Raw genomic sequence first — 14,888 nt, forward strand, 5'->3', positions numbered from 1 at the left:
CCACCGCGCCGGAGCGTCACCGTACCCTGATCCCTGTGCGGAACACCATTGGGGGTCTTGGTGAGTTCGCTCTGATCGCACGCGTGACGAGCCAATTCCCCACCACGGACGATGTAATCCTCGGACCAGGGGACGACGCGGCCGTCGTCGCGTCCCCCGACGGCCGGACGGTCGCGACCACCGACCTGCTGGTCGAGGGCCGCCACTTCCGGCGCGAGTGGTCCACCGCCCGTGACGTGGGGCACCGGGCCGTCGCGCAGAACTTCGCCGACGTCGCCGCGATGGGCGCCCGCCCCACCGGCCTGCTCATCGGCTTCGCCGCGCCCGCCGACCTCCCGGTGCCCTGGGCGGAGGAGTTCACCGCCGGGGTCCGCGACGAGTGCGCGGTCGCGGGCGGCGCCGTCGTGGGCGGGGACATGGTCGGCTCGGACACCCTCACCATCGCGGTCACCGCGCTCGGCGACCTCCAAGGGCGGGCGCCTGTCCGCCGCGACGGCGCCCGCCCCGGCGACGTGGTCGCCTACACCGGCCACCTGGGGCTGTCGGCCGCCGGGCTCGCCCTGCTGGAACAGGGGATCGACGGCCCGGCCGAGTGCCTGTCCGAGCACCGCAGGCCCAGCCCGCCCTACGCCCGCGGGGCGGAGGCGGCCCGGCTCGGGGCCACGGCCATGCTCGACGTCAGCGACGGCCTCGCCCAGGACCTCGGGCACGTCTGCCGGGCCAGCGGGGTGCGCATCGACCTGGAGGGGGAGGCGCTGCGCCCCGAGCCCGCGCTCGTCGAGGCGGTCCGCGTCCTGGGGGCCGGAGCCGACACGGCCGAGCGGGCCGCGCGGGACCTCATGGTCGCCGGGGGAGAGGACCACGCCCTCGCCGCCGTGTTCCCGCCGCACACCGTTCTGCCCGCCCACTGGTCCAGAGTGGGAACCGTCGTGCGAACAACAGGTGAAAACGCTGAGGAAAACACAATTCCGGTCACGGTCGACGGGCGGGTTCCACCTCGCGGAGGATGGGATCATTTCCGGCGCTGAGGTGCCCGATGGGATTTGTCCTGTTTAACTCTCGCGCTAGGCTTTGCGAACGCGGCCTTTCCGGGCGCGGCACCCGCCCTGCGGGAAGCGGCGGCCCCAGGAAGTCCCCGGGAGCGACCGACGGTCGGAGCAGGAAGCCACGGCTTCGCCGGTGTCCCCCGCACCGGACGGGGCACACACGGCGGAGGGCGACGGGGGAGGGACCGGAAACCGGCGGCTCTCGGCGGAGGGCGCTGGCAACGTCGAGGGGCGGTTTATGGGGCGGCATGGCTGGCGGAACGGCAACCGCCGGGGTGTGCACCGCAGCGAGCCGGAGGACGTCGGCGTGCTGCGGCGGCTCGGCGGCCTCATCGAGAGCACGGTCCCCAAACGCGTCGAACCCCCGCGGCTGCTCAACGTGCTCGTCGTCTCCGGCGTGATCCTCGGCCTGCTCCTGTTCGGGTACAGCACCACCCAGATCTACCTCCAGTTCGGCGGCACCCCGGGCGCGACCGAGGCCCCCGGAACCCAGGACGGGGTCCAGCCCACGCACGACGCCTCGCCGGGGACCGACACCGAGGAGCCCGCGGCCCAGGGCGAGGGGGAGCAGGGGCCGCAGACCCAGGCGGGTTCGGAGCCGACCACGGTCGTCTACCGCGTCACGGAGTCCACGGCGGTCGGTTTCAGCGGCCACGTCACCGTCACCAACACCTCGCACGCCAGCCTGGACGGCTGGGAGCTGGCCCTGGCCTTCGACTCCGCGGAGATCACGCACGTCAACGGCGCGGACTGGGCGGAGATCGAGAACGGCATCCTGGCCCGCCAGCCCGCCGACCAGAACAGCCTGGAGCCGGGCGACTCGGTGGCGCTCACCTTCGAGGCGGTCGGCGTGCCGCAGAGCCCGATCCGCTGCTCCCTCAACGGGCACGTCTGCGAGCTGTGAACCGGGGGAAGCGGGGACGCGGGCCGTCTCCGGGTCCGCAGGGGCCCCGCCGGGATGCCGGGGCGGACCCGGCCTCCGACAGGTCCCCGACAAAGGGCGAAGGCCTCCGACCGAGAGGGTCAGAGGCCTTCATGGAAGGTCCGGAGGGCTGGGAACCCTAGCGGGTCACCTTGCCGGCCTTGATGCACGAGGTGCAGGCGTTCACGCGCTTGGGCGTGCCGCCCACACGGGTGCGGACGGTCTGGATGTTGGGGTTCCAGCGGCGGCGGGTGCGACGGTGCGAGTGGGAAACACTGTTACCGAACCCTGGTCCCTTGCCGCAGACGTCGCAGACAGAAGCCACGGTAACTCCATTCAAGCGCTCGGGATCGCGCACGTCGCCGCACGCGAAGGTTCATCCGACCGGGAGAGGTCGGGCGGACTGGTCGGCGGTGACGCCAACCGTGGAAGGTTACACGAAGGACATGGCCAGGCGCGCAGCGCGGGCCGACGACCGGTGTCCGTACGCGTGATGGCGGGCCGCACCGTGGTCGAGAACGACCGGGGCGAGCGCCGGGAGCATCGAATACGCCACGCGGGCATGGCGGGAACGCGATGAACTTCCACGAGTATATCCCGGTTGGGAGGGGCGGGAACCGCGGGCGGGGAACCGCCGCCGGAATCCGGAGAGCCCGCCCTCCCGAGACGCGCCCGCACAGCCGAGGGGCGTCCGCCGGAGCCGGGGCGCCCGCCCTCCGGTGGGACGCCCTCCAGGACCGGCGATGCCGCTGGAACCCTCCGGCCCGGGGGTCCCCGGGTTCCAGCGGGCCGACCGGGGCGGTGGGAAGGCACACGAGCGTCGCACCGGAGGACTACCGTGGCGGTGACCGGCGATCCGAGACGGGAAGCACACGTGAGCACCTGGGACGAACCGCTGAGCAGGGGGCCCCTCAGGGGCAAGACGGCCAAGGCCCTCGCCGAGAAGCTCGATCTGCACACCCTCGGCGACCTGCTGCGCTACTACCCGCGCCGCTACGACCGGCGCGGCGACCTGACCGATCTCGCGGCACTGCGCGAGGGCGAGGAGGTCACCGTGCAGGCCCGCGTCCTGGACGCCAAGCGGCGCACCGTGCCCGCGCGGCAGGGACGACGCCGCATGGACATGATGGAGGCCACCGTCACCGACGGCACCGGGCGCCTGCACCTGACCTTCTTCAACCGGGGCTCCTACCACCAGGGGGCCCTCGTCCCCGGGCGCCTGGCGATGTTCTCCGGCCGGGTCTCCACCTTCAAGGGCCGCCGCCAGCTCGACCACCCCCAGTACGAACTCCTCGACGAGGACGGCCACGAGGGCGAGCGGGCCCGGGCCTACGCAGAGGAGCTCATCCCCGTCTACCCGGCGGTCAAGGGCCTGGACTCCACCACCATCGCCCGCACCGTCGACATCGTCCTCGCCGACGTGGACAGCCTGCCCGACCCGCTGCCCCCCGAACTGCGCGAACGGCGCGGGCTCCTCGGCGTCGCCGACGCCCTGCGCCGGATCCACCGCCCCGCCGAGTGGTCCGACGTCGGCGCCGCCCGCCGCCGGTTGAAGTGGGACGAGGCCTTCGTCCTCCAGCTCGCGCTCGCCCAGCGGCGCCACCGCGCGGAGGACCTGCCGGCCAAGCCCCGGCCCGGCGCGGTCGGCGGTCTCCTGGACGCCTTCGACGCCCAGCTGCCCTTCACGCTCACCGAGGGCCAGCGGGAGGTCGGCGAACGCCTCGCCGAGCGGCTCGACGCCGCCCACCCCATGCACTGCCTGCTCCAGGGCGACGTCGGCGCGGGCAAGACCCTGGTCGCGCTGCGGGCCATGCTCCGGGTCGTGGACTCCGGCGGCCAGGCCGTCATGCTCGCGCCCACCGAGGTCCTGGCCCAGCAGCACCACCGGTCCATCAGCGCCATGCTCGGCGCGCTCGGCCGCGCCGGACAGATCGACGGCGCGGAGAACGCCACGCGGGTGGCGCTGCTCACCGGTTCCATGAACGCCGCCGCCCGCAGGGAGGCCCTGCTCGACGCGGCGTCCGGCGCCGCGGGGATCGTCGTGGGCACCCACGCCCTGCTCCAGGAGCACGTGTCCTTCGCCGACCTGGGGCTGGTGGTGGTCGACGAGCAGCACCGGTTCGGCGTGGAGCAGCGCGACGCCCTGCGGGAGAAGGCCGTGGACGGGCGCCCCCACGTGCTGGTCATGACGGCCACGCCCATCCCGCGCACCGTCGCGATGACCGTCTACGGCGACCTCGACGTGGTCGCGCTCACCCAGCTGCCCACCGGTCGCGCGCCCGTGTCCACGCACGTGGTGCCCGCGAGCGAGAAGCCGCACTTCCTGGCCAGGGCCTGGGAGCGCATCCGGGAGGAGGCGGGCGGCGGGCACCAGGCCTTCGTGGTCTGCCCGCGGATCGGCGACGACGCCAAGGAGGAGGCGGAGGAGGAGGTCGGCGCGGGCGACGGCGAGGAGGCCGCGGGCGCCCGGCCGCCCCTGGCGGTGCTCGACGTGGCGGCGCGGCTGCGGGAGGGGCCGCTCTCCGAACTGCGCGTGGAGGTCCTGCACGGCCGGATGGCGCCCGACGACAAGGACGCGGTGATGCGCCGGTTCTCGGCCGGGGACACCGACGCCGTCGTCTCCACCACCGTCATCGAGGTGGGCGTGGACGTGCCCAACGCCACAGTGATGGTCATCATGGACGCGGACCGCTTCGGCGTCTCGCAGCTGCACCAGCTGCGCGGCCGGGTCGGCCGGGGCCAGCTGCCGGGGCTGTGCCTGCTGGTCACCGACGCCGAGGAGGGTTCCCCGGCGCGTGAACGGCTGGCCGCGGTGGCCGCGACCACCGACGGCTTCGAACTCTCCCGGGTGGACCTGGAGATGCGCCGCGAGGGCGACGTGCTGGGCGACTCGCAGTCCGGAGCCCGGTCCAGCCTGCGGATGCTCACCCTGCTCAAGGACGAGGAGCTCATCGGGGAGGCGCGCGAGGAGGCCACGGCCTACGTGGCGGCCGATCCCGGGCTGACCGGGCACCCGCCGCTGGCCCAGGCGCTGGAGACGCTGCTGCCCGAGGAACGTGCGGAGTACCTGGACAAGGCCTGAGCGGCCGGGGCGCCCGCGCACCCCGGCCGCTACCGTGGGGGCATGACCCGCATCATCGCCGGTACGGCCGGTGGACGGCGCATCTCCGTCCCCGAGGGCCGTAACACCCGCCCCACCAGCGACCGGGCCCGCGAGGCGCTGTTCTCCTCCGTGCAGTCCGACCTCGGCTCCCTCGACGGCGCCCGGGTGATGGACCTGTACGCGGGCTCGGGGGCCATCGGCCTGGAGGCCCTGTCCCGGGGCGCCGCGCACGCGCTGCTGGTGGAGGCCGACCGCCGGGCGGCCCAGGTGCTGCGGGACAACATCCAGACGCTCGGGCTCCCCGGGGCGCGCCTGGTCGCCGACCGCGTGGAACGGGTGGTCGGCGCGGACAACACCGGCGACCCCTACGACGTCGTCGTCGCCGACCCGCCCTACGCCGTCACCGACGCCGAGGTCGCCGGGGTGCTGGCCGACCTGGTCGGCCGCGGCTGGCTGGCCGAGGACGCCGTGGTCGTCGTCGAACGCTCCAAGCGCGGTGCCGAACCCTCCTGGCCCGAGGGCCTGGAACGCGACCGCAGCCGGGGGTACGGGGAGGCGGTTCTCTGGTACGCCCGCCCGTCGCCCACCACCACCCTCACCTGACGCCTGCGGCGCGGTACTTCCGTGCCCGTCGCCCACCACCACCCTCACCTGACACCCGCACCACACCCGTCCCAGCCCCGCGCGCTGGGCCTCCCGCCCCGTACGCCTCGCCCCCAGCCCCGGCGCGCCTCCCGGGCGACGGAGGGAAGCGGGGTTAGAACACGGCCAGGAGGAGGACGCCGGTTCGGGAGGGGGGAGGCCCGGTTCGGCCGTCATGGCCGGCGGTGCGCCCAAAGCGCGCACACGTCCCGACCACGGGCGGAGACGACCGCTAAGCGGGTGTTGCCCGTATCCGCGCGGGGACCAACCCCTACCATCGCGGTACCCGAACGTCGTTCGTTGCTGAAAGGGGCGATCCACCGTGCGCCGTGTCGTCTGCCCGGGTTCCTTCGACCCGGTGACCTACGGTCATATCGACATCATCGGCCGGGCGGCCAAACAGTACGACGAGGTCGTCGCCGCCGTGCTCAACAACGTCAACAAGCGCGGCCTGTTCACGGTCCCGGAGAAGCTCGACATGCTCCGGGAGGGCGCCTCCGGGTTCGACAACGTCCGGGTCAGCGAGTTCGACGGCCTCCTCGTCGACTTCTGCCGGTCGAATGGCATCGAGACCATCGTCCGCAGCCTGCGCTCGGTCAGCGACTTCGACTACGAGCTCCAGATCGCCCAGATGAACTACCAGCTCTCCGGCGTGGAGACCGTGTTCATGACGGCGAACCCGCAGTACTCCTTCCTGTCCTCCAGCCTCGTGCGCGAGATCGCCCAGCACCGCGGGGACGTCTCCAGCCTGGTCACCCCCTACGTCCAGGAGCGACTGCGCGAGAAGTACGAGCAGAAGAGGTCCGAGGGCCTCTGATCCGGGGCCTCCGGGCGCCCGGCTCCGCCGTCCTCCCCGCCACCGGGCCGGGGGCTGATTTGGGCGGCAGGGTACATGCTGGGTACAATCTCGGTTTGACCATGGGTACCGTCGGTTCTCGGCGTGCCCCGACACCGGCCGTGCCCGTCGCACGCGACGCCTCCCGCGCGTCCGGTGCTGCGCCCGCAATCCTCGTGAAAGCCCGATGACCCTGTCTCGCCTAGATCCTCGTGACCCGTTCGTGGTCGACACCCGCCAGCTGGGCCGCCAGCCGGGGTCGATGCGGACCGTCAACCGCATCGTGACCGTCCCCGAGGCGTTCGCCACGGCGATGGCGGCCGTGCCCGAGGGCAGCGAGGTCGAGTTGGACCTGCGCCTGGAGGCGGTGATGGAGGGAGTCCTCGTCACCGGCACCGCCCGCGGCCAGCTCACCGCGGAGTGCTCGCGCTGTCTGGACCCGATCTCGGAGGGCGTCGAGGCCGGATTCCAGGAGCTGTACCGGTACTCCGCCGACGACGAGGCGGCGGTGACGGGCGAGGACGCGGACGACGAGGATGAGGACTACTATCTGGAGGGCGATCTCCTCGACCTCGGACCCGTGGTCCGAGACGCCGTCGTGCTCGCGCTCCCGCTCACGCCGTTGTGCGGTCCGGACTGCCCCGGCCTGTGCTCCGAGTGCGGTGCCAAAATCGCCGAGGCCGGGCCCGACCACGGCCACGGCGACAACATCGACCCGCGTTGGGAGGCGCTCCGCGAGATCGCGGACGACCCCGGCGAACGATGAGCTCGTGCACCGATCGCGGACGGCCGCCCCCGGGCGCGCCCCCGCCGACCGGGGCACACCTTCCCCGCCACAGTGCGCGGGGTGACCGAGAGAAGCGACCTCCCGCGACCGCGCGGGGGTGACCCAGGAGGATTGAAGTGGCCGTCCCGAAGCGGAAGATGTCGCGGAGCAACACCCGGACCCGCCGTTCCCAGTGGAAGGCGTCGCGCCCGGTGCTGGTCAACTGCCCGCGCTGCCGCGACCCCAAGCAGCCCCACATCGCGTGCCCGACCTGCGGCACCTACAACAACCGCCAGGTCACCAACCCGGCCTAGGCGCGCCGTGGATCACATCGCTGGTCCTGCGCACCGCAGCCGAACGCGTCCGGCGGATGACGGGTCCGGGTCCTCGTACCCGGTTCCCCAGCCATCTCGGGGCGGATCCCGCACAGGGGTCCGCCCCGAAGTGCTGTCACCGGTCGGCGGGCGGTCTGAGCGGCCGCGCCCGTGCACGTGCTGAGTCACGTGCCCGTGCCCGTGCCTCCCCGCGTGCGCGGCGGGTGCCCGCGCCGGTGCGGGCGGTGTCCGCGCGGATTCGGACCCCTGTCCCCGTACTCCCCGAGCGCCGCCGTACGCGGGTTTGTAGAGTGATGTCGAGGAACAAAGCGTGATACACGACGAGCACCGGCGCGCGGGAGCGTGCGCGCGCCGCACGGCGGTCCGGGTTCTCCCGGGTTCCCGAGTTCGTGGTGGCTGCCGGGGGAGCGGAGCCTCCCGCGACGGTCACCTCGTTTTCGAGCACCCTGACGGAGCCGCGGGGGCCGCACCCGACTCCAGCCGTCCGCGCGCCGCAGCCCGGCGCGTACGAACAGGGAAGTGAACGAGTGGCCAACCAACTCCCCGTCTCCGAAGCCAAGGCGTTCCACCAGGCCATCGGCGTCGAAGTCGATCCGAAGATCCTGCTCAGGGCGCTGACCCACCGCTCCTACGCCTACGAGAAGGGCGGTCTGCCCACCAACGAGCGCCTGGAGTTCCTCGGGGACTCCGTGCTCGGCCTGGTGGTCACCGACACCCTCTTCCGCAAGCACCCCGACCTGCCCGAGGGGCAGCTCGCCAAGCTGCGCGCCGCCGTGGTCAACATGCGCGCCCTCGCCGACGTCGCCCGGGGGCTGGGCGTCGGCGCCTACATCCGGCTCGGCCGCGGTGAGGAGGGGACCGGGGGCCGCGACAAGTCCTCGATCCTCGCCGACACCCTGGAGGCCGTCATCGGCGCCGTCTACCTGGACCGCGGTCTGGACGTGGCCTCGGAGTTCGTGCACCGCCTCTTCGACCCGCTCATCGCCACCGCCTCCGGGCTGGGCGCGGGCCTGGACTGGAAGACCTCCCTCCAGGAGCTGACCGCGGCCGAGATGCTGGGCGTCCCCGAGTACCACGTGGACGAGAGCGGGCCCGACCACCAGAAGACCTTCCGCGCGACGGTCCGCGTCGCGGGGGAGAGCTACGGCCTGGGCGAGGGGCGCAGCAAGAAGGAGGCCGAGCAGCAGGCCGCCGAGTCCGCGTGGAAGGCCATCAAGGCCCGCTCCGAGGCCGCCGGCGCGGCCGGTGCCGTCTCCGGCGACGGGCAGGGGTGAGGCGGCCGTGCCCGAACTCCCCGAGGTCGAGGTCGTCCGGCGAGGCCTGGCCGAACACGCCCTGGGCCGCACGGTCGGCGCCGTCGAGGTCCTGCACCCCCGCGCGGTGCGCCGCTACCTGCCCGGTCCCGCCGACTTCGCCGCCCGCCTGTCGGGCCGCGTGCCCACCGCCGCGCGGCGCCGCGGCAAGTACCTGTGGCTCGTCCTGGACAACGGCGAGATGCTCCTCACCCACCTGGGCATGAGCGGGCAGATGCTGGTCCAGCCCGAGGGCAAGCCCGACGAGAGGCACCTGCGGGTGCGCCTGCCCCTGTCGGACGGCACCGAGCTGCGCTTCGTCGACCAGCGCACCTTCGGCCACCTGATGGTGGACGTGCCCGGGGTACGCGAGGACGTGCCCTCGTCGGTGGACCACATCGCCCTGGACCCGCTGGACCCCGACTTCGTCGCCGAGGACTTCGTGCGGGCGCTGCGGGCCCGGCGCACCGAGGTCAAGCGGGCTCTGCTGGACCAGTCGCTGATCAGCGGGGTGGGCAACATCTACGCGGACGAGGCGCTGTGGCGGTCCCGGCTGCACTGGGCGCGCTCCACGCGGGAGCTGTCCGACGCCGAGGCGGTGGAGCTGCTGGGCCACGTGGTCCAGGTGATGAACGAGGCCCTGGAGGTGGGCGGCACCACCTTCGACGGCCTGTACGTCAACGTCAACGGGGAGAGCGGCTACTTCGAGCGCGGGCTCAACGCCTACGGCCGCCGTGACCGCCCGTGCGGGCGGTGCGGCGCCCTGATCGTCCGCGAGGCGTTCATGAACCGCTCCTCCTACAGCTGTCCCACCTGCCAGCGGGCACCCCGCGGCCGCGCATAAGGCCCCTTTGGCGTGTCGGCAAGCAAAGTATGTCTGCCAGGTAAGTAAGGAGTCCGTCCGTGGGGGACGAGGTCGAGGCCGTCCGGGTGACCGCGTGGGTGCGCGGGCACGTGCAGGGCGTGGGTTTCCGCTGGTGGACGCGGTCCAAGGCGCTGGAACTGGGTCTGGTCGGGGCGGCGACGAACCTGCGGGACGGCCGCGTCGAGGTGGTCGCCGAGGGCCCCAGGGGCGCGTGCGAACGGCTTCTTGGCCATCTCAGGGGCGGTGCAACACCCGGTCGTGTGGACTCCGTGGTCGAACGTTGGTCCTCGTCTGGGGGGACGTTCACCGGATTCGACGAACGGTGAGTATGCTTGTGGGGTAACGCGATTCGAGCACACCGCGCGACCGCGGCGGTCCCCAGGGACTCGCGGCGGGACCTCGCGGGGTGTGAGGCGACCGTCGTGCGGCCAGTCCGCGCGTTCCGGCTGGACCCGGGGTGGCCGTGTTCGGATCGTGCGCTGCCACCTGCCCTGGATGCCTGTCCGGGGCGTGGCCGTTACTGACTGTCGTAATCCAATCTTGACCAGCGGCGCGCACAGTGAGACTCTGGAAGACACATCGCGCAGATCTTCCACCCGGGCCGGACCACCATCGGTCGGCTTTCCACGGGACATCACGTGCGCGGATCACCACTGGTCACTCAGTGTGGAGGACCCACATCATGGCGAAGGCTCTGTTTGGCCACGTCGGCGTCTCCGACCCCCGGATGGTCTCGGAGGTGCGGCGGCTCCGGAACCGGGTACGCGACCTTGAGGACGAGATCAGCCGTCTCCAGGCACAGAACGACCAGCTCAGCATGGCCGTCACCGATGCCGCCTCCGGCGCGACCGACCGCGAGCCGGCGCTCGCCTGACCTGACGACGTCGACGTTTCGGGCGCAGCCAGAGCTGCTCTTTCCGATGTGCTCGACCCACTGACGGGGACGCCGAACACGCGAGCCAGGCGTCCCTGGCCGAACCGTCGACGGACCGGGTCTGCTTGTCCCCAGTCCGCTTCGCCGCAGTCTTTCCTTTCCCTTGCGGCTCTTTTTACCGTTGTACCCGGCGGACCCTTTCGCAACCCTACGTGTCCGCCGGACATCCCCCCTCTTCCCCGCCCGGGCGCGGGCCCCAGGGCCGTCCGCCCGGGACACCAGCCCGAACCCCACCCTCAGGTCACCGCTTCGTGGCACCCTTAGGTGGTCGCGCTGTGTATCAACGGTGACCGTCGTGGGAGGTGTGGGTGTACCTGAAGAATCTGACGCTGCGCGGCTTCAAGTCGTTCGCGTCGGCCACCACCTTGCGTTTCGAGCCCGGGATCACCTGTGTGGTCGGTCCCAACGGCTCGGGCAAGTCCAACGTGGTGGACGCCCTGTCCTGGGTGATGGGGGAGCAGGGGGCCAAGTCCCTGCGCGGCGGCAAGATGGAGGACGTCATCTTCGCGGGCACCTCCACCCGCCAGGCGCTGGGCCGCGCCGAGGTCAGCCTCACCATCGACAACACCGACGGTGCGCTGCCCATCGACTACACCGAGGTCACCATCCGGCGGACCATGTTCCGCAACGGCGGCTCGGAGTACGCCATCAACGGCGACACCTGCCGTCTCCTGGACATCCAGGACCTGCTCAGCGACTCCGGCATCGGCCGTGAGATGCACGTTATTGTCGGCCAGGGGCAGCTGGACACCGTCCTGCACGCCGGTCCCGAGGAGCGCCGCGCCCTCATCGAGGAGGCCGCGGGCATCCTCAAGCACCGCAAGCGCAAAGAGAAGGCGATCCGCAAGCTCAACGCGATGCAGGGCAACCTGGACCGGGTCACCGACCTCACCGCGGAGCTGCGCCGCCAGCTCAAGCCCCTGGGCCGCCAGGCGGAGCTGGCCCGCAGGGCCGCCGTCATCCAGGCCGACCTGCGCGACGCCCGCCTGCGCCTGCTCGCCGACGACATCGTCACGCTCACCGGTCAGCTGGCCAAGGAGGAGGCGGACGAGAAGGAGGTCCTCGCCCGCCGCGGGGCCGCCGAGGCCGCCCTCACCCAGACCCAGGAGCGCGAGACCGAGCTGGAGGCGCAGGCCGCCGAGGCCGCGCCCGCCCTGGCCCGCGCCCTGGAGACCTACCACGCGCTGTCGCGCCTGACCGAGCGCCTGGACGCCGTGCGCGGCCTGGCCAACGAGCGCCACCGCAACCTGGCCTCCGTCTCCGACGAGCCCGTCCACCGCCGCGACCCCGAGGAACTGGAGATGGAGGCCGAGGAGGCCGCCGCCCAGGAGGAGGAGCTGCTCACCCGGCTGGAGGAGGCCCGCGAGGCCCTGGAGGCCACCGTCATCGAGCGCTCCGCCGCCGAGGACGCCCTGCACCGCGAGGAGAAGCGGCTGGAGGCCGCCAACCGCGCCTCCGCCGAGCGCAGGGAGGGCCTCGTGCGGCTGTCCGCGCGGGTGGAGAGCCTGCGCGGCCGACTGGCCTCGAACGGGGACGAGATCACCCGGCTGGAGGAGTCCGCCCGCCAGGCCGCCGAACGCGCGGAGCGGGCCCAGGCCGAGTACGAGATGGCCGCCGAGGAGGCGGCCGGTCTCGACGAGGGCGACGCCGAACTCGACGCTGCCCAGGAGGAGGCGGCCCGCCGCCTGTCCGAGGCCGACGCCGGGATCAACCGGCTGCGCGACGCCGAGCGCACCGCCGAGGGGGAGCGGGCCGCGCTCGCCGCGCGCAAGGAGGCTCTGGAGCTGGGGCTGGCGCACAAGGACGGCGCCGGCACCCTCCTGGGCGCCGACCTGCCGGGGATGCTCGGCAGCCTCGCCGCCCTCGTCCAGGTCGAGTCCGGTCAGGAGACCGCCGTGGCCGCGGCCTTCGGCACGGCCGCGGGAGCGGTCGCGGTCAGCGACCCCGACACCGCCGTGGCCGCGCTCGACCTGCTCCGGTCCGAGGACGCCGGCCGTGCCGGGATCGTCATCGCCCAGGCGGTCCCCGCGGTGCCCCGCGGGGAGTGGCCCGTGCTGCCCTCCGGGGTCCGCTACGCCCTCGACGCCGTCGTCGCCCCCGAACACCTGGCCGGAGCGGTCACCGCCCTGCTGGACCGCACCGCGCTGGCGGCCGACGCCCACGCCGCCCGCGACCTGGTCCGCAAGGTCCCCGGCGTGCGCGCCGTCACCCCCGAGGGGGACGTGTTCTCCGCCGCGCTGGTGCACGGCGGTTCGGCCGCCGCGCCGAGCCTGCTGGAGGTCCAGGCGGCCGTGGACGAGGCGGCCGGGAGGCTGGAGACGGCCACCGAGGCCGCCGGACGGATCGCCGCCGAGCTGGAGGAGCGCAGGCGCGAGCGCGCCGACCTGGCAGCCGAGGTCGAGGAGCTGACCGCGCGCCGCCGCCAGGGCGACCGCAGGCGCAACGAGTCCGCGCAGCGCTTGGGCAAGCTGGGCGGGCAGGCCCGTTCCGCCGAGGCCGAGTCCGAGCGGTACGCGGCCGCCGCCGCCAAGGCCGCCGCCGCGCGCGGCGAGGAGGCCGCCAAGCTGGAGCGGCTGGAGGAGGAGCTGGCCGAGGCCGAGGAGGTGGCCGCCTCCATCGAGGAGGACGCGCCCGACCCCGAGACCCGCGACGAGCTCGCCGCCCAGGCCTCGCGGGCCCGCGCCACGGAGATGGAGCGCCGCCTGTCGGTGCGCACCGCCGAGGAGCGCGCCCGCTCGATCGAGGGCCGCGCCGAGCGGTTGCGCGCCCAGGCCTTCGAGGAGCGCCGCGCCATGGAGCGCGCCGCCGAGCGCCGACGCACCCGCGCCGCGCAGGCCACCATCGCCGAGGCCGCCGCCGAGGGCGCCCGCCTGGCCCTGGAGCGGATCACGGTGTCCCTGGCCGCGGCCGAGGCCGAGCGCACCGCCGCCGAGGCGGACAAGGAGGCGCGCGACGCCGAGCTGCGGACCGTGCGCGCCCGCGTCCGCGAGCTGTCCGTCGACCTGGAGAAGCTGACCAGTTCGGCGCACAGCGGCGAGGTGGCCCGGGCCGAGCGCCGCCTGCGCCTGGAGCAGCTGGAGGTCAGGGCGAGCGAGGAGATGGGCGTCGACGTGCCCACCCTCGTCGCCGAGTACGGGCCGAACGTGCCCGTGCCCCCTCCGGGCGACGCCGAGGAGGACGCGGTCCCGCTGCCGTACGTGCGCGAGGTGCAGGCCAAGCGGGCCAAGGCCGCCGAGCGCCAGCTCAACCAGCTGGGCAAGATCAACCCGCTCGCGCTGGAGGAGTTCGCGGCGCTGGAGGAGCGGCACGCCTTCCTCAACGCCCAGCTGGAGGACCTCAAGAAGACCCGCCGGGACCTGATGGACATCGTCCAGGAGGTCGACGCCCGGGTGCAGGAGGTGTTCTCCTCCGCCTACCTGGACGTGGAGCGGGAGTTCGCGGCGATCTTCGGGCGGCTCTTCCCCGGGGGCGAGGGGCGGCTGCTGCTCACCTCGCCCGAGGACATGCTGACCACCGGTGTGGAGGTGGAGGCCCGTCCGCCCGGCAAGAAGGTCAAGCGCCTGTCCCTGCTCTCCGGCGGCGAGCGCTCCCTGACCGCGGTGGCCTTCCTGGCCGCGATCTTCAAGGCCCGGCCGTCCCCGTTCTACGTGATGGACGAGGTCGAGGCGGCCCTGGACGACACCAACCTCCAGCGCCTGCTGGTGATCTTCGAGGAGCTGCGGGCCGCCTCGCAGCTGATCGTGATCACCCACCAGAAGCGCACCATGGAGGCGGCCGACGCGCTGTACGGCGTGACGATGCAGGGTGACGGCATCTCCCAGGTGATCAGCCAGAAGCTGGAGCGCCCCGCCTGACGCACGACCGGGGCCGCCCTCCCGGAGGGGAGAGCGGCCCCGTGCCTTCTTCGGGCCTCCGCTTCGCTTTGGCCCGACCGTCGCCCGCCATCGCCCGCCGGGGGCGCTTCGCGCTGAGGCGGGCTACCACCCTCAACGGGCGCTGCGCGCGGTTTTTCCCTGTTCGGGCGTCCGAAGAACGGGAACCTTCGGATCCTCCGGTGTGACGGCTCGTTCCCCGCAGTCCCACCCACGAATCCTCCAGAACCCCGTGGACGCCCGAACCAGCCCCCTTGGGGAACCGGCCTGAGCGGA

13 protein-coding genes are annotated in these 14,888 nt (G+C 73.2%); 12 read left to right on the forward strand and 1 reads right to left on the reverse strand.

What is annotated here, in order from left to right; genetic code table 11:
- The first annotated feature begins 35 nt into the window (after positions 1-35).
- Both UIS43_RS22605 and UIS43_RS22610 read left to right on the forward strand, forming a co-directional pair.
- Positions 36-1,028, forward strand: coding sequence for a thiamine-phosphate kinase (locus UIS43_RS22605; RefSeq protein ID WP_117198783.1), 993 nt, complete (start codon positions 36-38; stop codon positions 1,026-1,028).
- A 256-nt stretch (positions 1,029-1,284) separates the two neighbouring features.
- Entirely contained in the window at positions 1,285-1,950 is a 666-nt protein-coding gene (locus UIS43_RS22610; RefSeq protein ID WP_013151262.1) for a cellulose binding domain-containing protein, read from the forward strand.
- A 157-nt stretch (positions 1,951-2,107) separates the two neighbouring features.
- Here UIS43_RS22610 and rpmB read toward each other — a convergent pair whose 3' ends face one another.
- Positions 2,108-2,293, reverse strand: a complete 186-nt coding sequence (rpmB, locus tag UIS43_RS22615; RefSeq protein WP_013151263.1) for a 50S ribosomal protein L28 — start codon at positions 2,291-2,293, stop codon at positions 2,108-2,110.
- Between the two features lie 549 nt (positions 2,294-2,842).
- Here rpmB and recG point away from each other — a divergent pair.
- The 10 genes from recG (at position 2,843) to smc (ending at position 14,594) form a co-directional block, all read left to right on the forward strand.
- Positions 2,843-5,050: an ATP-dependent DNA helicase RecG gene (gene recG, locus UIS43_RS22620; RefSeq protein ID WP_041552176.1), complete on the forward strand. Its 2,208-nt coding sequence runs from the start codon at positions 2,843-2,845 to the stop codon at positions 5,048-5,050.
- 42 nt (positions 5,051-5,092) lie between these two features.
- The gene (gene rsmD / locus UIS43_RS22625) at positions 5,093-5,674 is read left to right on the forward strand and encodes a 16S rRNA (guanine(966)-N(2))-methyltransferase RsmD (RefSeq protein WP_013151265.1); all 582 of its coding nucleotides are present in this window, start codon (positions 5,093-5,095) and stop codon (positions 5,672-5,674) included.
- Positions 5,675-6,035: 361 nt separating this feature from the next.
- A complete protein-coding gene (gene coaD, locus UIS43_RS22630) occupies positions 6,036-6,530 on the forward strand; it encodes a pantetheine-phosphate adenylyltransferase (protein WP_013151266.1) in 495 nt (164 codons plus the stop codon).
- A gap of 241 nt (positions 6,531-6,771) precedes the next feature.
- Entirely contained in the window at positions 6,772-7,314 is a 543-nt protein-coding gene (locus tag UIS43_RS22635) for a DUF177 domain-containing protein (protein ID WP_041552178.1), read from the forward strand.
- A 137-nt stretch (positions 7,315-7,451) separates the two neighbouring features.
- The gene (gene rpmF, locus UIS43_RS22640) at positions 7,452-7,628 is read left to right on the forward strand and encodes a 50S ribosomal protein L32 (protein WP_013151268.1); all 177 of its coding nucleotides are present in this window, start codon (positions 7,452-7,454) and stop codon (positions 7,626-7,628) included.
- Between the two features lie 548 nt (positions 7,629-8,176).
- On the forward strand, positions 8,177-8,923 hold the full coding sequence (gene rnc / locus UIS43_RS22645) for a ribonuclease III (RefSeq protein ID WP_013151269.1): 747 nt from the start codon (positions 8,177-8,179) through the stop codon (positions 8,921-8,923).
- Between the two features lie 7 nt (positions 8,924-8,930).
- Positions 8,931-9,785, forward strand: a complete 855-nt coding sequence (mutM, locus tag UIS43_RS22650; protein WP_370011636.1) for a bifunctional DNA-formamidopyrimidine glycosylase/DNA-(apurinic or apyrimidinic site) lyase — start codon at positions 8,931-8,933, stop codon at positions 9,783-9,785.
- A 59-nt stretch (positions 9,786-9,844) separates the two neighbouring features.
- Positions 9,845-10,132, forward strand: coding sequence for an acylphosphatase (locus tag UIS43_RS22655; protein WP_212641399.1), 288 nt, complete (start codon positions 9,845-9,847; stop codon positions 10,130-10,132).
- Between the two features lie 356 nt (positions 10,133-10,488).
- Entirely contained in the window at positions 10,489-10,680 is a 192-nt protein-coding gene (locus tag UIS43_RS22660) for a hypothetical protein (protein WP_013151272.1), read from the forward strand.
- A 368-nt stretch (positions 10,681-11,048) separates the two neighbouring features.
- Entirely contained in the window at positions 11,049-14,594 is a 3,546-nt protein-coding gene (smc, locus tag UIS43_RS22665) for a chromosome segregation protein SMC (protein ID WP_370011639.1), read from the forward strand.
- Positions 14,595-14,888 lie beyond the last annotated feature (294 nt).

The sequence above is a fragment of the Nocardiopsis sp. LDBS0036 genome, from assembly GCF_041228755.1.
GTDB classification, from domain to species: Bacteria; Actinomycetota; Actinomycetes; order Streptosporangiales; family Streptosporangiaceae; genus Nocardiopsis; species Nocardiopsis dassonvillei.

Excerpts from the sequence above, each read along its gene's own strand:
- UIS43_RS22610 (WP_013151262.1), top strand. The coding sequence starts at position 1,285 with ATGGGGCGGCATGGCTGGCGGAACGGCAACCGCCGGGGTGTGCACCGC.
- rsmD (WP_013151265.1), top strand. The coding sequence starts at position 5,093 with ATGACCCGCATCATCGCCGGTACGGCCGGTGGACGGCGCATCTCCGTC.
- UIS43_RS22660 (WP_013151272.1), top strand. The coding sequence starts at position 10,489 with ATGGCGAAGGCTCTGTTTGGCCACGTCGGCGTCTCCGACCCCCGGATG.